Genomic DNA, 20,019 nt, shown 5'->3' with positions numbered 1-20,019 from the left:
TCCAAAGACCGATTTGGTGCTTTCAACACGCACAACGGGCACGTCGGCCATGACCGCCAAATGGCTACAGAACTAGCCGACTGGATGTAGACGAATTGCAGGCTCTGCTTTTGCTAGGTTCAGATGCACAATGCCTCAACAATTCAGGCTGCATGGCGCCGCATGCTTGGCGGATCTGCGGTCGACCGCGAATGGAGACGGTAATGGCGGAATCTCGTCCCTTATTGGAAGACCTGCCCAAGACGGGCACCGATCAACACCTCGCCCCCAACGTGGCCGCGGGGCACCTGGCATTGGTGCCGACCTGGCTTCCATTGGATGTCGCTTCCGGTCCAAGCCATAATTCAGCCGGCAGCGGTGGTGACGGGATCAGCGAAGGCGTGATCAGCAGCAACGCACTGGCCGTCTTCATGCCGTCCAATGCGGCGATCGCGGGACCTCATTCGAGTGCCGACGCTTTCCAGGGCAACGATGCGCTCATCAATCAGCATCCCACCGAAATGGCTGGGATCGGCGGGAATGGCGGAAGCGGCAATGTTGCCATCGGCAGCGGCGAGGGCGCCAGTCATGCCGGCACCGGCGGCAATGGCGTCTTCTACGGTGGGATGGTCAGCACTGAAGTCGCGCTATTTGCCCCCGTCAATACTGCCGTGGCCGCTGGCCCCGGCGCGGAGGCTCACGCCGACCAATCGAACAACGCAATGTTCTTTCAGGGCGCAACCCAGATAGGCGGCATGGGCGGCTCGGGTGGAGACCATAATGTCGCGACCCATGGCTCGTCGATGAGCCCGGGAACTGCGCTGACATTGACTGGCGACTTTTACGCGGGCCACGGCGGCGATGGATATTTCGTCGGCAGCATGGTCGACGTGAGCATCGCCATCTTCTCGCCGATCAACATCGCCATCGGCGCCGCAGGCGGCTCGGCGGAGGCTCATCAGACAAACAACGTCATTTTCGATCAGGGCACTGTGCAGATTGCAGGCATCGGCGGTAATGGCGGTGGCTTCAACCTGTCGTCGGACACGATTTTTACCGGCAACCATGCCGGTGGCGGGGGCGGCGACGGATCGTCGACCGGCAGCATGGTCGACGTCAATTTCGGTTATTTCCATCCCATCAACATTGCCGTTCCCGCCGGTGGAACGGCGGACGCCCAACAGGTCGATCATGTTCTCTATGATCAGCACGCGCTTCAATTGGCCGGTATCGGAGGCCACGGCGGAGAGGGCAACCTCACGGACGCCCATTCGGCTCTCGTAGACGACATTCTGAGTTTCATGCATAGCTAGAGAATCATGCATAGCTAGAGAATGAAGTGTGAGCGGTCTTCGGACGACATCCTGTTCTCGATGATAGAATCCTCACTTGTATTGCGCAGGCCCAACGGCACGAGACTGTTCCTGGTGCCATTTTTCAAACCATATGTTGGTTCGCTTCCTCCGCCCGGTACTCGTCTCCCCGGCATGGGCCGCAACGACCGGCTCACCGAGATACCGACCGTTCCGCCATGACCTTATCCGCATTATCGGCGATTCCGGCCGATGGAGGCCGTGATCTCTGGCCGGTATCTGTCGGCGCCGGCGCGGTTCCAAAGGGAAAACGATGCTAAACTGGTATTAATGCGTCATCAGAACTCAGTTTTCAGTAATCATAACGGGTAGTCGGCGATCTCAGGCATTTTTGCTCTCCGCGTTTGTCGTTTTGCTGTCGGCGTTTACGGCTGTTTTGAATTGCGATAGGCAACCAAAGCCGCGCCGATCGATGGATCGTTGTATCGAGCAGCTTCTTGCTGAATATGTCGGTAGAAGATCGGTTGGCTTTTCAGTGTCTTTTGAAGATTTGTTTACCCGCTTCCCGTACGTAATTTTTCGAAGACTCAAAACTCTTCACGGGCAAGTCGAACCAGAGGCTCATGATGAAAAATATCTTGAATGTGCTCTGCGAGCCACAATTATCTATCGATGATATCTTATAGACTATAAGAATTATCGTGAGAGATCAGACTATTGATATTGAGAATACACTCGCTTTTTATCATGACATGCAGCGAGAACTGGAATAATATGAATAGCTGTTGGGTTGCACAACTTCTGGGGAGCACGCAAGTGTCCGACAGTGCTGGAATAAAGCGCCGGCGCAATGCACCAACTGTGATCATTATTGAGCATTCGACACTGGCGCGCACGACCGTGGTGAAGCTTCTTGAGCGTGAACTCGCCGGGTGGAACTTTATCGATTTGATCTCGACCGAGAGTCTCGATCGGGCGCTTGGAGCCGAGGTGCGTTTGATTGCATTGGATCTGGCCGGGAGAGGCGTTGAGAGCACGAGCCTGCGCGATGATCTCGCCGCGATCGCTGCACGTTTTCCTGAGATTCCTATCACGTTGCTCTCAAGTACGGATGACGCCATCATCGCCCGTCAGGCGCTCAAGATGGGCATCCGCGGCTTTTTCTCGACCTCCCTTCCCATCGACATTGCCCTTGCCGGTCTTCGTCTGGTTCTGGCAGGAGGAACATTTTTCCCACAGCTTTTGGGGACGGCCGCAAACGGCTCGAATGAGCATAGCCCGGCCAGAAGCGAGGCCGAAAAAAGCTTGGATGAGAGAACGCAGTACTTGGCGCTTGCCGATTTCACTCCCCGGGAGGCGGATGTCCTCGCTGAGTTGCAATCCGGCTGTTCAAATAAGGTCATTGCAGGAAAACTCAATTTGTCAGGGCATACGGTGAAGATGCATCTGCAGCACATAATGCGAAAGCTGCAGGCGCAAAACCGGACTGAAGTGGTTGCCCGCTTGATTCAAAGAGCCGCCGGCGGGCCTGACGCCTCGCCGAGTTAGATCGCCCGCGCGGCCGCCGGTCGCATATCGATCGGAGCCTTCGTGTCATCTGGTTTCATATCGTGAATCCTCGGATGGGAACCGCGAGTCCGGCCGTCCGTTACCCCAGAGCGTTCCGGGTTCATCTAACCCGGAAAGGCTCTCGTGAACGGAGGAGATGACATGCGCAAGAAAAAGGCCATCGTCGAGGCGGCGCTCGAGTCCGAGTATGAGCGCCAGCCGCTCGGGATCATGAATACGGAGCAGGCTCTGCAGCTTGAGGATTCCGACGGGCTTGTTTTCAGTCATCCGGATAAGGAGGCCGGCGTGACGGATGATTTTGTCGATCAGGAACAGCTGCGCCGTTTGGTGCAGAAGCCAAAGTCGCCGCCTGTGTCCTTGTGACCCTTGCAAGACGCGGCGCTGCCGACCTCAGGCAATCATATAACCGCCGTCCACCGGCATCGATATCCCGTTCACCATTGCCGCCTCATCCGAGAGCAGGAACAGAACAACCTCGGCGACATCAGCCGGTTCAGCGAAGCGGCCGACGGGAATGCGCTGCATCATTCCGGCGGCCTTCTCGGGATCGCTCCATGCTTTCACCGCCATCGGCGTCAGCGTCACCGTCGGGTGGACGCCATTGGCGCGGATGCCGTGCGGCCCGAGCTCTTTGGCCATGACTCGCGTCAAGCCATCCAACCCACCCTTCGACGCACAATAGGCCGCGTGGTCGGGGAGGCCGATGAAGGAGGCGACCGACGAGACATTGACGATGGCGCCGTTGCGGCCCTCCCTGATCAGGAAACGGGCATATTCCTGCGCGACGATCATCGGCGCACGCGTATTGACCGCGACAAGGCGGTCGAACGCCTCGACTGTCGTCTCCAGGAACGGTTGAAGTTCGGTCGTGCCGGCGCAGTTGACGAGGAAATCGGCGGGAAGGGCAGCGATCGCCGCCTTCCTCGTCGCATCGGCGTCGGCGAGATCGACCTGTATGGCGCGGCAGCCGGATTCCCCTCGCAGCGCGTCGACGTCGGCAGCACTCCGGGTCAGGGCGCTGACCTTCGCACCCCGTTCTGCGAGCATCCGTGCAATTTCGCGTCCGATGCCTTTTCCGGCACCGGTAACGATGACGGTCTTTCCATTAAAGTCCATGGTCGTCTCCCTTACAGTCGCTGGCCCGTTTCCCGATCGAAGATATGTGCACGGCGGGGATCGATGTGGAAGTACATTGTCCGTCCGGGATCGACCTCGATGCGCTCGCGGATCAGGGCGTCGATCGGCACGCCTCCCGTGCGGCCGAAGATCAATGTCTCCGAACCGGTGGGCTCGAACACCGATACCTCCACAGGAACGCCGTCGTCGCCGATGGTGATGTGCTCCGGTCGGATGCCATAGGTAACGGCTCTTCCTTCATCCGCATTGGGATTTTCCACGGGAAGGGCGACGCCCTGGTCGGTGACGACGATCTTCCTGCCGTTTCGGGTTTCTATGCGGCCCTGAAGGAAGTTCATCGATGGGCTGCCGAGGAAGCCGGCGACGAAGAGATTGACTGGGAAGTCATACAGATCGAGGGGCCTGCCGATCTGCTCGACCCTGCCGTCGCGCATCACCACGATCTTGTTGGCCATCGTCATGGCCTCGATCTGATCGTGCGTGACGTAGACGGTGGTGGTCTTCAGTCGCTGGTGCAGCTCCTTGATTTCGACGCGCATGGTGACGCGAAGTTTGGCGTCGAGGTTCGACAGCGGTTCGTCGAACAGGAACACCTGCGGATCGCGGACGATGGCGCGGCCCATCGCCACGCGTTGACGCTGCCCGCCCGACAGTTGCTTCGGATAGCGGTCGAGATAGCGCGTCAGGTCGAGGATCTCGGCCGCCCTGCCGACCTTCTCGTCGATCTCCGCCTTGGGGCGCTTGGCCATCTTCAGCGGAAAGCCCATATTCTCCGCCACCGTCTTGTGGGGATAGAGCGCGTAGCTCTGGAAGACCATCGCGATGTCGCGATCCTTCGGCGGAGCGTTGGTGACGACACGGCCGCCGATCCGGATGTCGCCGCCGCTGACGGTCTCCAGACCGGCGATCATCCGCAGCAGCGTGGACTTGCCGCAGCCGGAGGGGCCGACCAGCACGACGAATTCGCCGTCCTCGATGTCGACGCTGACGCCGTGCATCACCTGAAGCGCACCATACCTCTTGGTGACTTCGCTAACCTGTACGTTTGCCAATCTCGTTCCTCCCTAAAGCAACGCGGCTTGTGTGTTGACGGAAGTCATCGGCTCATCCCTTCCAGACGATATAGGCGCCGAGCACCGCCGAGATTGCCGCTGCGAACCACACCGAAAGCCCGGCCGGCTCGATGAACCGCATCCAGAACAGCGAGAGCGCGACCCAGATCACCACCGAGATGAACAGCCGGTCGAACCAGTTCGTTTCGATCGGCAGGAAGCCCGGCTTGCGTTCGTTATTTCCTGATGGAGACGTCATGGCTTTACCCTTTCACCGCACCGAAGGTTAGGCCGGCAACGATGTGACGCTGCACCACCGAAAAGACGATGAGGGCGGGAACCAGGGTCAGCATCGAGATCGCCGCCATGATGCCCCAGGCAGTCCCCGTGGTCGTCACATATTCCGACAGACCGGTGGTCAGCGTCCGCGCGTTGAAGTTGGTGAGCGTCGCTGCCAGCAGATATTCGTTCCACGCAAACACCCAGGTCAGGATCAGCGTCACCGCAAGTCCCGGCCGCGCCAAGGGAAAGACGATGTCATAGAGCACGGTCCATGGGCTGGCGCCATCCATATAGGCTGCCTCGTCCAGCTCCTTCGGAATGCCTTCCACCGTCGGGCGCAGCGTCCAGATGGCGAAGGGAAGGTTGAAGGAGCAATAGACCAGGATCATGCCCAGCCGGGAATCGGCGAGCGAGAAGTCGCCGATCCTGTAGACCTGCGTCAGCAGCAGGAAAAGCGGCAGCAGGAAGACCGCCGGCGGCGCCATGCGGTTGGTGATCGTCCAGAAGAAGATGCTTTCCTTGCCGGCGAGGTCGAAGCGGCTCAGCGCGTAGCAGGCAAAAAAGCCGAGTGTGGTGACGAGCAGCGCGTTGCCCGACGAAATGATCATCGAGTTGAGCATGTATCCGCGCAAGGTCGGATTGGTCAGCACATCCTGATAGTTCTTCCAGAAGAAGCTCCGGAGAATGACGTCGGGCGTCGAGAACAGGTCGAAGGGCTGTTTCACCGATATGACGAAGAGCCAGTAGATCGGGAAAAGCGTCGCCAGGCTGATCAAGGTCCACAACACGACCGGCAGCCAGGGGGTCTGGTTCTTCATCGCGTCAGCCTCTCTTCACGCGGGGCGCAATCAGGCCGACATAGAGCAGCCAGCAGACGACGATGGTGAGGTAGAGGACGATGACCGAGATGGCCGAACCATAGCCGTAATTCGTCTTGGGGAAGACTTCCCGGAAAATATGGACGCCGATATAGCGCGTCGATGAACCCGGGCCGCCTCCGGTCAGCATCAGCACCTCGTCGACGGTGCGCAGCGCGTCCATCAGCCGGATGAACACCGTGGCGAGCAAAGCCGGGCGGATCAAGGGAAGCGTTATGTGCCAGAAGATCTGGCTCTTGCCGGCGCCGTCGATCTGCGCCTGCTCGAACGGGTCTGGCGGAAGCGAGACGAGGGCGGCGATCAGCGACAGGGTGACGAGCGGCGTCCAGTGCCAGATGTCCATGATCACCGTCACCGTGAAGGCCGCAACGGCGCTCTGGCCGATATTCAGATCGTAGCCGAACCAGTTCCTCAAAAGATAGGGGATGATGCCGATCGATGGCGTGGTCATCAGCTTCCAGACGGAGCCGACGATGATCGGCGCCATGATCAGCGGCAGGGTGTGGATCGTGCGAAACACCGCTTTTCCAGGAAAGTCCTTGAGCAGCGCTTGGGCGAGGATATAGCCGAGCACCAGCTCCGATACGACCGCGAAGAAGACGAATGCCAGGGTAATGCCGAGCGATGCCAGGAACTGGGCGTCGAAGACGAGCCGTCGATAATTGTCGGACCAGTTGAAGACCATGCCCGGATTGGCCGCGAACGGGTTCCATGCATGGAACGAGACCCAGAGTACGTAGATGAACGGAAAGATCCCGAACAGCCCGAGGATTATTATGGTCGGTGACAGCAACAGCCACCCGAGCTTCTGCGAATGCATCGCCTACCCCCATTGAACGCTATATGGACGTCCGCTCCAGCCGGGAGCGAAAGATGCCGGGTCGTCGGAACGACCCGGCAGTTGGGGAGGAGGTCTTATTTGCGATAGCCGAGCGAGGTGAGTTCCTCTTCGGCCTTGGCCGCCATCTGGTCGAGGCCTTCATCGGCGCCGATCTTGCCGGTCAGGATGTCGTAGAAGATCGGCGCGGTCGCTTCACGCACCTGAGCATGGAAGGGGTAGGGAGGAGCGCCCGCAAACAGTTTGCCTTCGTCCTTCAGCATCGTGTAGAAGCCGCCGAGCTTGGTATCCATCTCTTTCACCTTCGGGTCGTCGAAGGTTGCCTTGTTGGTGATGCGCGGTGCAGCGATGGCCCATTCTGGCTGCACTTCGTTCTGGCCGATGAATTCGAGGAACAGCAGCGACGCTTCCTTGTTTTTGGAGGTCACCGGCACGCCGAAGGCGCCGCCGTCGTAGTAGCCGATATAGCCCTTTCCGGCTTTCGCATCGTCCAATACGCCCGGCTCGAGCGGCGGCAGAGCGAAACCGACCTGTCCAACCACCTTAGACTGCGCCGGATCGCTGGCGATCCATGCGGCATTCTCACCATAGATCAGCCCCTGGGCGACGCGGCCGGCAGCGAATGTCGTTGCGGTTTCCGTCCAGGTCGACTGCGTCGATTCAGGCGGTGCGATGTCGCGCAGGTGCAGCCAATATTTCAGCGCGGCCTTCGCCTTGTCGCCGTTCATGGTGCCGCCGTGTTCGACCGTCGCCGCATAATTGTTCTTGGCGTCGATGCCCCAATTGTAGACGCCGAAGGTAGGCACGATGGACTCGAAGAATTCATACCAGGAGGCCGGATGGCCCGTATGGGCCTGAGCGGTCGTGCCCCAGAGCTCCATGCCATTGTCCTTGCCGTACTTCGTGAAGAATTCGGCAATCTCGGTATATTCCGCGTGGGTCGTCGCCGGCTTCAGGTCCTTGCCGGTTTCCTTCTTGAAGGCCTCTTTGATCTTCGGATCGTCGAAGAGGTCCTTGCGATAGAGATAGGTCTTCAGGAAGGCTTCCATCGGCGTGCCGAACAGATCGCCGTTGGCGTCCTTGAAGTAGTCGGCGAAGCTGGTGAAGTTGGAGTCGTCGTAAGTCGGCGCTTTCAGATCAGGTTGATCTTTCAACGTCTTGGTGATGTCGACGAGGAAGTCCCTGGCCAGATACGAGTAGATGATGTCCTGCTCGATATAGACCATGTCATAGATGCCGGTCTTGGCTTCCATGTCCTTGATGGCCTTGTCGTACATCTGGTCCCAGGATGTCGTCTCGATCTCGACCTTGATGCCGGTCTTCTTTTCGAATTCCGGAGCGAGAACATTCTTGATGTAGTTCGATGGCGGGGTGCTTTCGGTGACGCCGTGCAGCGTCACGCCCTTGTATTTAGCCCCGGCGTCGGACCAGAAGTCAGCCCGGGCCGGCGACGCGGTAGTAGCGAGGCCGAGCGTCAGCGCAAGCGCGCTAGCCTTCAAAACGTAATTCATTTCATCCTCCCCAAAGTGCAGCGAGATCATTTCGCCGGCATTTGTGTAGGCCAAAAAACGCCATCGCGCAACATTTGTTGTCTAAACATGCAAATGATTGGTCTATCCTATTGATTTCCGCAGAAACTAATTTCCATGAAAAAGCTGACGCCATCAAGCTCAAAATAAAATGCTGCAATGCAAAGAGATTTTGCCAAGCAGCAAAAAAGTGACCATCGAAATTATTTGTTGCCTTACCAAACTAAAAGGCATAGCTATGCCCGATCAACGGCATTTTCGTGGAGGAAGAACCTATGCGTCGATTGGGTATCCATTCATTTGTATGGACGGGCGGCCAAACGCAGGAAGGGCTGGAGATGGCCCTCAACAAGACGGCCGAACATGGATATCGCACCATCGAATTTGCCTATCTGCGGCCTGAGAAATTCAACCTCGATCGACTGGCAAAACTTGCGCAGTCCCTTGACGTCGAGATTGGCGTGACCATGGGTCTGCCGCTCGATAAGGACGTTTCAAGCGAGGAGGCGTCTGTGGTGTCCGCCGGCAAGCAGACGCTGGCCGACGCCGTACGTGCCGTCCGTGACATTGGCGGCAACAAGCTCGGCGGGATTCTCTATTCCGCGCACACCAAGTACAATCGCCAGCCGACGAAGAAGGGCTGGGACAACAGCGTCGCCGCGATCGCCGCGACCGGCGAAATCGCCCGTCAGGCGAATGTCGATCTCGTGCTGGAGGTGGTCAACCGGTTCGAGACCAACCTGCTGAATACCGCGGCGCAGGGGCTGAAGTTCATCGCCGAGACGGGATCGGAGCATGTTCGTCTCCATCTCGATACGTTCCACATGAACATCGAGGAAGCCAATCCGGCCGCCGCGATCCGCCTGACCGGCGACAAGATCGGTTACTTCCACATCGGTGAAAGCAATCGCGGTTATCTGGGTGACGGCGTCATCAATTTCGATCTGATTTTCGACGCTCTGCTCGATATCGGCTACATCGGCGACGTCGTGTTCGAGAGCTTCTCGACGACGGTCGTCGACGAAGGCCTGTCGCTCGCCTGCGCGATCTGGCGTGATACCTGGGAGGATAATGATCCGCTCGCGGCGCACGCCAAGCGCTACATCGAGCTGAAATATGACGAGGCCAAGCGCCGCCGCGCCACAAACGCGCGACCCTGATTATCCTTCTGACAGCCTGTTCCAGTCGTGTAAGGGTGGGCGGCGTGAAGGGAATGGAAATATGAACGACAGCGTCTCCATCGGAAGTTCGCCGCGCAGGATCCGGCAGAACAATATCGTCGCCGCCTTGCAGTCGATCTACACCCACCGAAGCCTCAGCCGCGCCGATCTGGCCCGCAAGCTCGGTATGAATCGCTCTTCCTCGGGAGAGATCGTTGCTGCACTGACGGAAGGCGGATTCGTTCAGGAGTCGGACGACAGCGGCAAGCAGCGGCTGGAGCATTCCCGGGCCGGTCGTCCCGGCATCCTGCTCGAACTGGTGCCCGATGCTGCATTTTTCGTCGGAATCGAAATTGGCGTCGAACATATATCGGCCGCAGTGATCGATCTCTCCGCCGAGGTTCGGGCATGTCGGAAAATGGCGTTCGACACACCGTCTTCGACCGTGGAGGAGGCCGTCGCGCAGGGTGTCGAGCTCATCGTCGGCGAGATGACGAAAGGGATGATCGGAAGGTGCAAGGGCTTGGGCATATCGACGCCGGCCCATATCCAGCCGGATGGATTTGTCACCCTGGCGCCGATCATCGGCTGGCGAGACGTGCCGTTGAAGGAGATTGGCCGGTCAGCCTTCCCGACCGTCGTCCCGATTGCGGTTGAAAACGACGCCAACGCCTTTGCGATCGGCGACAGCTACCGTCACGGCGCCGCAGGCGTGACCCTGTTCCTGCTGATGGAAACGGGCGTCGGCGGCGGCATCATGATCGACGGCAAGTTATTCCGTGGCGGCCACGGTCTGGCGGGAGAAATCGGCCACACGCTGGTGCCGGGAAGCGGCGGCCAAAAGTTCGAGCAGTTGATCGGCCGCGAGGTGCTGATCAGGCAGTATCGCGAGGCTGTCGGACGCGAGGACGCGGATCTGCAGGAATTCCTGGGCGACGTTCGTGATCGTGTCCCGGCCGCGGTCAATATCGCCGAAACCTGGTCGCGCCATCTCGCCTATGCCTTGCTGCAGGCCTGTCGCCTGCTCGACCCGGACAGGATCGTGCTCGGCGGCTCCGTCGCATCCCTCTATCCGATGGTGGCTGCCCGCGTTGCGGTCCACATGTCGGAAGGCCAAAGCATCGCTTTTCCCACGCCGGAGATCGTCGTCGACGATGATGCGGAGTTCGGCTCCGCCTTCGGGGCGGCCTGCATGCTGCACCAGCGCTTTCTGTCGCTGGAAAACGAGGAGTTCGGCAGCGAGGACGGTGCGCCGGTCCAATCGGCGCTGAGCTAAAGACAACAGGGATCGAAAGCAGGATTGCACATGGCTTCAACTCTGGCTCCGGACGCGCTTGGTCCCACGGTTTGCGTCGGCGAGATCCTCGTCGAGATCGTCGCGACCACGGTTGGAGACGGGTTCCTCGAAGCCCAGCCGCTCGTCGGTCCGTTTGCGAGCGGCGCGCCTGCGATCTTCATCTCACAGTGCGGCCGGATGGGCGGTCAGGCCGCCATGGTGGGCGCCGTCGGTGATGACGATTTCGGCCGGGTCAATACCGATCGCCTCAAACGCGACGGCGTCGATATCTCGGCGATCTCGATCGATCCGGCCTATCCGACGGGAAGCGCTTTCGTTCGCTACCGCAAGGATGGCTCCAGAGATTTCGTCTATAACATCGCCACCTCCGCAGCTGCGCGCTTCGGCTGGTCTCGAACGGTCGGTGATCTCATCGATCGGACCGGGCATCTTCACGTCATGGGCTCGGCGTTGTCGGTCCCGAGTGCGCGCGCGGTGATCGACAGAGCGGTCGACATCGTCAAGGCGCGCGGCGGCACGCTCTCGGTAGATCCGAACATCCGCAAGGAATTGAAGCTGGACGAGGACACCGAGCGCCGCTTTTCCAAGCTCGTCGCCATGGCCGATCTGCTTCTGCCGTCCGGAGAGGAACTCGAGCGTGCCGCAGGTGTCGAAGGCGAGGCGGAAGCGATCCGCCGCTTGTTCGAGATCGGCGTCAAGGAGATCGTGCTGAAGCGCGGCGCCGGCGGCGCGAGCTATTTCAGCAACCAGGGAGACCGCATCGACGCTCCGGCATTCCTGGTGCAGGAGGTCGACCCGACCGGCGCCGGCGACTGCTTCGGCGGTGCCTATCTCACCTGCCGGCGGCTCGGAATGTCGCCACAGCAGGCTCTGACCTATGCCTCGGCCGCGGGTGCCCGCAACGTCACGCTGCTGGGGCCGATGGAAGGCGCCGGCACCCGGCAAGAACTCGATGCGTTTATCGCGTCAACGGAAAGGCGGCCGTGATGCAGGTGCATCTCAACGAACTGGCCAGATTTAGGATCGAAGGCCAACCCAGAGGTATCGTCTCCGTATGCTCGGCCCATCCGATCGTGCTGCGCGCCGCCCTCCGGCACGGGCGGCAACAGGCAAGCACTGTGCTGATCGAAGCGACCTGCAACCAGGTCAATCATCTCGGCGGCTATACCGGCATGACGCCGGACGATTTCGCGTCGCTGGTGATGAAGATCGCGGCCGAGGAGGGGTGCCCCGAAAAAAGCATCATCCTCGGCGGTGACCATCTCGGCCCCAATCCGTGGCGCGACCGCCCGGCGGAAGAGGCGATGGCCGAGGCGGAGAAGATGGTTGCCGCCTATGTCGGGGCCGGGTTCCGCAAGATTCATCTCGACGCCTCGATGGGCTGCAAGGGCGAGGCACTGGCGCTCGACGACGAAACCACGGCTCATCGCGCCGCCCGGCTGGCGGCAGTTGCCGAGGCCTCGGCCAAGAAGGCCGGAGGCGCAATGCCGGTTTACGTCATCGGCACCGAAGTGCCGCCGCCGGGCGGAGCCGACCATGCCCTGACAGCGATCGAGCCGACGGCAGCGACAGCGGCGCTGAAGACGATCGAAGTCCACCGCCGGGTCTTTGCGGAGGCAGGCGTGGCGGAGGCGTTCGGGCGCGCCATCGGGCTGGTCGTTCAGCCGGGCGTCGAGTTCGGCAATCACAATGTCATCTTCTACGACAGCAGCAAGATAGCGGCGCTGCAATCGGTGCTGACCGAGGAGCCGCAGTTCGTCTTCGAGGCGCACTCGACGGATTATCAGGGCACCGGACCGTTGACTTCGCTGGTGAGGGATGGGTTTCCCATTCTGAAGGTCGGCCCCGAGCTGACCTTTGTCCTGCGCGAGGCGCTCTACGCGCTGGATGCGATCGCTTCGGACCTGTTGCCCGACTACGGCCAGCGTCCGCTCTATCAGGTGATGGAAGCGCTGATGCTCGGTCAGTCAGGCGATTGGTGCCGCCACTACCACGGGACCGAGGCCGAGATGCGCTGGCTGCGGCATTATTCGCTGTCTGACCGGATCCGCTATTATTGGGCGTCGGCTGAAGCAGAGGATGCCGTCCGCCGCCTGTGCGAGGCCCTTCGAGGACAATCCGTACCGCTGCCATTGCTGTGGCAGCATATGCCGGCCGCGCAGCATTTCGCAGACGCGCCGCTCGATCCGGATGAGGTTCTGATCTGGAGAGTGACGAAGAGCCTTTCAGACTATCACGCCGCCTGCGGCGTCGGGAAGAATGAGCAACCAGCATCAAGATAGGAGGAGAAATCGATGAATGACTTGAATGGGAAGATCGCGGCGGTCACGGGTGCGGCATCCGGTATAGGATTGGCCTCGACGGAGGCAATGCTCGTCGCGGGTGCGACGGTCGTGCTGGTCGATCGGGATGAGAAGGCCCTTGAGGCGGTTTGCAGCCGGCTTGGCGAGCGCGCTATTCCGCTGGTGATCAATCTGCTCAATCCGAACGAGTGCGCGGGACTGCTGGAGGGCGTGCTGTCGAAGACCGGCAAGCTCGATATCCTGCATGCCAATGCCGGCACCTATATCGGCGGCGACCTGATGGAAACCGACCTCGATACGATCGATCGGATGCTCAATCTCAACGTCAATGTCGTCATCAAGAACGTTCACAACGTCATTCCGCACATGATCGAACGCGGCACCGGCGACATTGTCGTCACCAGCTCCGTCGCCGGACATTCGGCCATCCCCTGGGAGCCGGTCTATTCCTCGTCGAAATGGGCGATGACCTGCTTCGTCCAGACCATGCGGCGTCAGCTTCTGAAAAATGGCATTCGTGTTGGGTCGGTTTCTCCTGGGCCGGTGATCAGCGCTCTGCTCGCGGATTGGCCGGAGGAAAACCTTCGCAAGGCCAAGGAGGCCGGCGCCTTGATCGAGCCCAAGGAAGTCGCCGACGCGATCATCTTCATGCTGACCCGGCCGCGCAACGTCACCATCCGCGATATCGTGGTGCTCCCAAGCGCATTCGACATCTGAAGGAGCCTGATATGAGCTACCAGCAGAAATTTCGCCTCGACGGCGAACGTGCGGTGGTCACCGGCGGAGGGCGTGCGATCGGGCTGTGCTGCACCGAGGCGCTGGCCGAGGCGGGTGCCGCGGTCGTCGTCATCGAACGCAGCGAGGCCGACGCCAGGCAAGCGCTGGCGCTGCGCGACAAGGGTTACGATGTCGACGTCCGTGTGGGCGACGTCACCGACGCCGGCCGAATGGACGAGATCGCCGCCGAATTTGCTGACGCAGGGCGGCCGGCGACGATCCTGGTCAACAATGCCGGGATCGGCCAGAACGGCATCTCGGCGGAGGATGTCACCGACGCCGATTGGCTGCGGATGATGGACGTCAATCTCAACGGCGTCTTCTGGTGCTCGCGCGCCTTCGGCCGTCACATGATCCCGATGAAGCGGGGCGCCATCGTCAACCTCGGCTCGATGTCGGGGCATATCTGCAACCGGCCTCAGCCTCAGACGGCCTACAACGTTTCCAAGGCGGCCGTCCATCACCTGACGCGCTCGCTGGCCGCCGAGTGGGCGCAGCACGGCATCAGGATAAACGCCGTCGCGCCCACCTATATCGAGACGCCGATGGTGGTGGCCGTCGAAGCCAATCGCGAGCGGATCCCGATCTGGCTCGCCGACACGCCGATGGGCAGGATGGGAACGCCGGAGGAGGTCGCAAGCGCCGTCCTCTTCCTGGCGTCCGGCGCCGCCAGCCTGATGACCGGAGCCATCGTCAACGTCGATGCGGGGTTCACCTGCTGGTAGCCTGAGCGAATGTGGAAACGTTACCACATTTCTTGACTCGTAATTCTGGCCCGTCTATTCCACTGTGGAAACGTTGCCATACAGGGAGGAGCTTGATGAAATCCGCACGGTTGAACCGACTTTTCGGCGTGTCCGGAAATTGTTTTGACGTTGCTATCGATCACGGCATGTTCAACGAACGGACCTTCCTCGCCGGCATCGAGAACATGAAGACGGCCATCGAGGTGATCGCCCAGGCCGCACCCGATGCCATTCAGCTTCCGCCGGGCACCGCACCCATTCTGCAAGCGATCCCCGGCAAACATCGTCCGGCTTTGGTGCTGCGCACCGATATCGCCAACATCTACGGCAATCCGCTGCCGTCGCAATTGTTTTCCGAAATGATCGACAGGGCGGTGGAGCAGGGCGTGGTATTGGATGCCGCCTGTGTCGTCGTCAATCTTCTGATGCTGCCCGACCAGCCGGAGGTCTATCGCGCCTGCGTGCGCAATGTGAACAGCCTGAAGCGCGAATGCGAGATCTACGGCATGCCGCTGATGGTCGAGCCGCTCGTCATGCAGGACAATTCCAAGGGCGCCTATATGGTCGACGGGGCGATCGACAAGATTCTGCCACTGGTGCGCCAGGCGGCGGAGCTCGGCGCCGATATCATCAAGGCCGACCCCTGCGACAATGTCGCGGAATATCACCGCGTGGTCGAGATCGCCCAGGGTCTGCCGGTGCTGGTGCGCGGCGGCGGCCGCGTTTCCGATCAGGAAATCCTGATCCGCACCAAGCAGTTGATGGAGCAGGGCGCCCGTGGCATCGTCTATGGCCGCAACGTCATTCAGCACAACAAACCCGGCGGCATGACGCGGGCCTTGATGGCAATCGTCCATGACAAGGCTTCCGTCGAGCAAGCCTCGCTGCATATTGGCTGATGCGCCTCTGGGAGGAGATGTCATGACGAAAATATTCCGCTTCGGCGTCATCGGCTGCGGTCTGATGGGGCGCGAGTTTGCCAGTGCCGCGGCGCGCTGGCTGCATCTGGCTGATGTGAAGGCGCGGCCGGAAATCGTCGCCGTCTGCGATACCAACGCGACGCTGCTCGACTGGTTCACGGATCATGTGCCGACCGTTCGGCAGGCGACCGCCGACTATAAGGAGCTTCTGGCCAATCCCGAGATCGATGCGGTCTATTGCGCCGTCCCGCATGTGCTGCACCAGCAAATTTATATCGACGTCCTGAAGGCAGGAAAACATCTTCTCGGTGAAAAGCCCTTCGGCATGGACGCAGCTCAGAACCGGGAAATCACAGCGGTTCTTTCCGAGCACCCCGAACTGCTGGTCCGCTGCTCGTCGGAAATGCCGTTCTTCCCCGGCGCCCAGAAGGTCATCGCGCTCGCAAGAAGCGGCGAGATGGGGGAGATCCTCGAAGTCGAGGCTGGGTTCCTGCACTCTTCGGATATCGACCGGCAAAAGCCGATCAACTGGAAGCGCATGACCGAGATCAATGGCGACTATGGCTGCATGGGTGATCTCGGCATGCATGTGCTGCATGTGCCGCTGCGCCTTGGCTGGCGCCCGGCGAACCTGCATGCGCAACTGGTCAAGAAGGTCAGAGAACGTCCTGACGGCAAGGGCGGCATGCTGCCCTGCACCACCTGGGACAATGCCACGATCAGCGGCCGCGTGCGCAGCGGGGATCAGGATTTCCCGATGGTGCTGAAAACCTGGCGCATCGCCCCCGGCGAATCCAACACCTGGTACATCCGTATTCTCGGCATGAAGAAAAGCGCATTCTTCAGCACGAAGTCGCCGCGCCAGTGGCAGTGGATGGATTACAACGGTGGTGCGCAGGCCTGGAGCACCGAGGATCTCGGTTATGCCTCGCTGTTTCCCGCCATCACCGGCAAGATCTTCGAATTCGGTTTTGCCGACGCCATCCAGCAGATGTGGGCGGCCTTCGTCGATGAGCTTGCCGGCGGTAATGCGAACGGTTTCGGCTGCGCAACGCCGGCCGAGGCGCAGGCCCATCATGCGGTCCTGACGGCCGCCCTCAGATCCGGCCGCGACGACGTCGTCGTTCCGGTCGACTATGACGGGGTGTCGGTCTGATGGAGCCGATCGCACGCTTTGCCGCGATCGAAGAGGATGGGTCACTGCTCACACCCTTGTGGAACGAAGGAGGCCGCTGATGCGAACCGGGGAGGAGGTTCACCATCGCGACGGCCGGAAAGAGGGCGGGATCGTCTGCGCCGGAAACTTCATTGTCGATCGCGTCCACACCCTGTCCTATTGGCCCGAACAGGGCAATCTCGCCCATATCCTGCACCAGGATCTGGGCGTGGGCGGCGGGGCTGCCAATGTGGTCACGGATCTCGCCTCGCTTGGATTTCCCGCAAAGCTGGCGGCGGCGGGATGCATCGGCGCTGATCAGGACGGAGAGATCGTCAAGGCCCGGCTTGCGGTTGCCGGCGTCGATGTCGATGGGCTGACCGCGCTTGCCGATCGGGTAACGGCGCACACGCATGTCATGAATGTGCCCGGTCAGAACCGGACCTTCTTCTATCATGGCGGCGCCAATGATGCCGTCACCGATAGGCTCATCTCACCCGCGACCTTCGCCAAGGCCGGCTATCGGCTGTTCTATCTCGGTTATCTCATGCTGTTGCCTGGCCTCGACGAAATCGGCCCCGACGGTCTTTCCGGAGCGTCGCGCCTGCTCGAAGCCGCGCGCCGCGCGGGACTGACGACCTGCGTGGATTTCGTCTCGAGCGAAGACCCGGAATTTGCAGCCAAGGTCGGCGTCGCTCTGCCCTTCTGCGATTTTGTGATCATCAACGAGATGGAGGCGGGCCGGGCAACCGGTGTCAACGTTCGCGATGCGAGGGGAGATCTGATCGAGGCGGGGCTTTTGCAGGCCGGCGAGCGTCTGCTGGCCGCAGGCGTCGCAAAGGGAGCGATCATCCACGCGCCGGAAATCTGCTTCTGGTTTGCGCCGGGCGCTTCGCCGATCAGGACGCGATCGCAACCGGTCGATCTCGATGACATCGTCAGTACCGTCGGCGCAGGAGACGCCTTTTGCGCCGCCGTGCTCTACGGGCTGCATGAGAACTGGCCCGTCGAGCATATTTGCGCTGTCGCCCATGCTGCGGCTGCGCGTTGCCTCAAGGGTGCGACGGCCACCGACGGTATCCCCGACATATCAATCCTCCTTCGCGAGGCGAAGCAGACAGTCGAAAGGGAGGAGCAGATATGAAGCTATTCTTTACGGCAGCCGCGTCCGGCGCCTTTGCCGGTTTGGATGGGGAGGCAGCAGGGCGATGAGCTACACGGAAACGGCCCGGCTCCTGGGCAAGGTGGCGTTGGTCACCGGCGGAGCGAGCGGCATCGGCAAAGCGGTATGCAAACGCTTCGCCGCCGAAGGCGCCAAGGTTGTCGTCGCCGACCTCGACGGTGAACGCAGTGCGCGGGTGGCGGAAGCGATCGGCGCTCATGCCTTTGGTGTCGCGCTTGATGTGACCAGCCAGGATAGCATCGACGAAACGGTGCGTTTTGCCATTGCCGCCGCCGGTCAGGTCGACATCCTGGTCAATGCCGCAGGCATTTACGAGGTCGAGTCGATCCTGGAGATATCCCGGGAGCGGACGGCGAAAGTATTTCAGGTCAATATCGAAGGCCTGATTTTCATGACGCAGGCCGTGGCCCGGCACATGGTGGAACGAGGGGCAGGTGGACGCATCATCAACTTCTCGTCCCAGGCCGGACGCCGGGGCGAAGGACCTGCCGTGGCTTACTGCGCCTCCAAGGCGGCCGTCATCAGCATCACGCAGAGCTGCGCTCTGGAGCTGATCCGCTACGGAATCAATGTCAACGCCATCGCTCCGGGCGTCGTCGATACGCCGATGTGGGACGTCGTCGATGCAAAACTCGGCAGCCGGGAAGGTTTGCAACCCGGCGACGTCAAGCGCCGCGTGGCCGCCGCCGTCCCGGCCGGACGATTTGGCGCCGCCGAGGAACAGGCTGCGATGGCGGCCTTCCTGGCCGGGCCCGATGCAGCATACATCGTGGCGCAGTGTTACAATGTCGATGGCGGCAATGTCATGAGCTGAGCGCGCCAGCCCGGTTGGCTTTGTCACCGCGAGGTAGTCGAACATGAGGTCTGGAGGAGTGGAATGAGGGCTGTACGCTTGGAGTCGATCGGGTCTTTGGCCATGCGCAGCGTCGAGAAGCCGGTTGCCGGGCCGGGCGAGCTGCTTGTCCGGGTCGTCGCCGCCGGGATCTGCGGTTCCGATCGCCATATGTTCAAGGGCGAATATCCGACCTCCATTCCCGTCACTCTGGGCCACGAATTTTCAGGCATCGTGGAAGCGATCGGCGATGGTGTCTCCCGCTTTGCCGGTGGCGAGTTGGTGACGGTGGATCCGAATATTTCTTGCGGCACCTGTCCGGCTTGCGCGCAGGCGCGGCCGAACCTGTGCGAGAGCCTGACCGCCATCGGCGTAACACGGGATGGTGGCTTTGCCGAATACGTCGCGGTGCCGCAGGCGCAAGCATTCATGCTGCCGGCCGACCTCGATCCCGTTCACGGCGCCTTCAGCGAACCACTGGCCTGCTGTATCCACGCCATCAATAAGGCAAGGATCCGTCCGGGCGATGGCGTGGCGATCCTCGGCGGCGGCGTGATCGGCCTGCTGATGGTCCAACTGGCCCGTTTGGCCGGTGCGGCCAAGATTATTTTGGTGACGCGCCAGCAATCGAGACGCCAAACCGCTCTGCACCTGGGCGCCACGCACGCCTTCGACCCGGTCTCGTCGGACACGATCGCTTCGGTCCGGGAGGTCACCAAAGGCGGTGCAGATGTGGTGATCGAATGCGCCGGCGTCAGCGACACGCTTCAAAGCGGCCTGAAGATGGCGCGGCGCGGCGGTACCTTCGTACTTTTCGGGGTCACCCCGGCAGGTGTCGAGGTGCCGGTTCTGCCCTTCGATCTGCTGATCAACGAAGTCGATATCAGGCCCGCCTACCTCAACCCCTTCACCCATTCGCGCGCTGCGGCAATGGTCGCAAGCGGGGCATTGGAACTGGACGCATTGGTCACCAGAACCATCGGTCTCGAGGAGGTCGCCGAGGTGGTGGGCAACGCGCCCTTGCCGGGCGAGATCAAGGTCATCGTCCGGCCCTAGCTAGCTTCGGGG

Annotated in this window: 20 protein-coding genes; 14 read left to right on the top strand and 6 right to left on the bottom strand. The window is 60.9% G+C overall.

What is annotated here, in order from left to right; translation table 11 throughout:
• Positions 1 to 203: 203 nt before the first annotated feature.
• The 3 genes from FFM81_RS17990 (at position 204) to FFM81_RS17980 (ending at position 3,224) form a co-directional block, all read left to right on the top strand.
• A complete protein-coding gene (locus FFM81_RS17990) occupies positions 204 to 1,292 on the top strand; it encodes a hypothetical protein (protein ID WP_138386285.1) in 1,089 nt (362 codons plus the stop codon).
• 774 nt (positions 1,293 to 2,066) lie between these two features.
• The gene (locus FFM81_RS17985; protein WP_037092481.1) at positions 2,067 to 2,840 is read left to right on the top strand and encodes a response regulator transcription factor; all 774 of its coding nucleotides are present in this window, start codon (positions 2,067 to 2,069) and stop codon (positions 2,838 to 2,840) included.
• 162 nt (positions 2,841 to 3,002) lie between these two features.
• Positions 3,003 to 3,224, top strand: a complete 222-nt coding sequence (locus FFM81_RS17980) for a hypothetical protein (RefSeq protein WP_003570438.1) — start codon at positions 3,003 to 3,005, stop codon at positions 3,222 to 3,224.
• A 27-nt stretch (positions 3,225 to 3,251) separates the two neighbouring features.
• Here the strand turns inward: FFM81_RS17980 and FFM81_RS17975 are convergent, their stop codons facing one another.
• The 6 genes from FFM81_RS17975 to FFM81_RS17950 all read right to left on the bottom strand — a co-directional run bounded on the left by FFM81_RS17975 (position 3,252) and on the right by FFM81_RS17950 (position 8,559).
• Positions 3,252 to 3,977: an SDR family oxidoreductase gene (locus FFM81_RS17975; protein WP_003570437.1), complete on the bottom strand. Its 726-nt coding sequence runs from the start codon at positions 3,975 to 3,977 to the stop codon at positions 3,252 to 3,254.
• An 11-nt stretch (positions 3,978 to 3,988) separates the two neighbouring features.
• Complete coding sequence (locus tag FFM81_RS17970; RefSeq protein WP_138386286.1) at positions 3,989 to 5,050, bottom strand: ABC transporter ATP-binding protein; 1,062 nt, start codon at positions 5,048 to 5,050, stop codon at positions 3,989 to 3,991.
• 52 nt (positions 5,051 to 5,102) lie between these two features.
• The gene (locus tag FFM81_RS17965) at positions 5,103 to 5,309 is read right to left on the bottom strand and encodes a DUF2160 family membrane protein (protein ID WP_003570434.1); all 207 of its coding nucleotides are present in this window, start codon (positions 5,307 to 5,309) and stop codon (positions 5,103 to 5,105) included.
• A 4-nt stretch (positions 5,310 to 5,313) separates the two neighbouring features.
• The gene (locus FFM81_RS17960; protein WP_003570432.1) at positions 5,314 to 6,150 is read right to left on the bottom strand and encodes a carbohydrate ABC transporter permease; all 837 of its coding nucleotides are present in this window, start codon (positions 6,148 to 6,150) and stop codon (positions 5,314 to 5,316) included.
• A gap of 4 nt (positions 6,151 to 6,154) precedes the next feature.
• Positions 6,155 to 7,030, bottom strand: coding sequence for a carbohydrate ABC transporter permease (locus tag FFM81_RS17955; protein WP_138386287.1), 876 nt, complete (start codon positions 7,028 to 7,030; stop codon positions 6,155 to 6,157).
• Positions 7,031 to 7,125: 95 nt separating this feature from the next.
• Positions 7,126 to 8,559, bottom strand: coding sequence for an extracellular solute-binding protein (locus FFM81_RS17950; protein ID WP_025415312.1), 1,434 nt, complete (start codon positions 8,557 to 8,559; stop codon positions 7,126 to 7,128).
• Positions 8,560 to 8,852: 293 nt separating this feature from the next.
• Here FFM81_RS17950 and FFM81_RS17945 point away from each other — a divergent pair, with 293 nt between their 5' ends.
• From FFM81_RS17945 to FFM81_RS17895, 11 genes are all read left to right on the top strand, one after another.
• Entirely contained in the window at positions 8,853 to 9,737 is an 885-nt protein-coding gene (locus tag FFM81_RS17945) for a sugar phosphate isomerase/epimerase family protein (RefSeq protein WP_003570428.1), read from the top strand.
• Positions 9,738 to 9,798: 61 nt separating this feature from the next.
• Positions 9,799 to 11,013, top strand: coding sequence for an ROK family transcriptional regulator (locus FFM81_RS17940; protein ID WP_025415313.1), 1,215 nt, complete (start codon positions 9,799 to 9,801; stop codon positions 11,011 to 11,013).
• A gap of 30 nt (positions 11,014 to 11,043) precedes the next feature.
• On the top strand, positions 11,044 to 12,021 hold the full coding sequence (locus FFM81_RS17935) for a tagatose kinase (protein ID WP_138386288.1): 978 nt from the start codon (positions 11,044 to 11,046) through the stop codon (positions 12,019 to 12,021).
• Complete coding sequence (locus FFM81_RS17930; protein WP_128399044.1) at positions 12,021 to 13,316, top strand: D-tagatose-bisphosphate aldolase, class II, non-catalytic subunit; 1,296 nt, start codon at positions 12,021 to 12,023, stop codon at positions 13,314 to 13,316. Before FFM81_RS17935 ends, FFM81_RS17930 begins: the two co-directional genes overlap by 1 nt.
• A gap of 12 nt (positions 13,317 to 13,328) precedes the next feature.
• Positions 13,329 to 14,054 (top strand): SDR family oxidoreductase, encoded by a 726-nt coding sequence (locus FFM81_RS17925; protein WP_128399024.1) that lies wholly within the window; start codon positions 13,329 to 13,331, stop codon positions 14,052 to 14,054.
• An 11-nt stretch (positions 14,055 to 14,065) separates the two neighbouring features.
• Positions 14,066 to 14,839, top strand: a complete 774-nt coding sequence (locus FFM81_RS17920; protein WP_003570420.1) for an SDR family NAD(P)-dependent oxidoreductase — start codon at positions 14,066 to 14,068, stop codon at positions 14,837 to 14,839.
• 95 nt (positions 14,840 to 14,934) lie between these two features.
• Positions 14,935 to 15,759, top strand: a complete 825-nt coding sequence (locus FFM81_RS17915; RefSeq protein ID WP_138386289.1) for a class I fructose-bisphosphate aldolase — start codon at positions 14,935 to 14,937, stop codon at positions 15,757 to 15,759.
• Between the two features lie 22 nt (positions 15,760 to 15,781).
• Positions 15,782 to 16,936 carry a Gfo/Idh/MocA family protein gene (locus tag FFM81_RS17910; protein WP_138386290.1) on the top strand — a complete coding sequence of 385 codons (1,155 nt, stop codon included), beginning with the start codon at positions 15,782 to 15,784 and terminating at the stop codon, positions 16,934 to 16,936.
• A gap of 79 nt (positions 16,937 to 17,015) precedes the next feature.
• Entirely contained in the window at positions 17,016 to 18,080 is a 1,065-nt protein-coding gene (locus FFM81_RS17905; protein WP_097535724.1) for a carbohydrate kinase family protein, read from the top strand.
• A 64-nt stretch (positions 18,081 to 18,144) separates the two neighbouring features.
• Positions 18,145 to 18,933, top strand: a complete 789-nt coding sequence (locus tag FFM81_RS17900; RefSeq protein WP_097535722.1) for an L-iditol 2-dehydrogenase — start codon at positions 18,145 to 18,147, stop codon at positions 18,931 to 18,933.
• A gap of 63 nt (positions 18,934 to 18,996) precedes the next feature.
• Positions 18,997 to 20,007, top strand: a complete 1,011-nt coding sequence (locus FFM81_RS17895; protein WP_128399027.1) for a zinc-dependent alcohol dehydrogenase family protein — start codon at positions 18,997 to 18,999, stop codon at positions 20,005 to 20,007.
• Positions 20,008 to 20,019 lie beyond the last annotated feature (12 nt).

Source organism: Rhizobium hidalgonense (assembly GCF_005862185.2).
In the GTDB taxonomy this organism is placed as follows: Bacteria; Pseudomonadota; Alphaproteobacteria; order Rhizobiales; family Rhizobiaceae; genus Rhizobium; species Rhizobium hidalgonense.
This window is presented reverse-complemented; position numbering and strand designations above follow the sequence as displayed.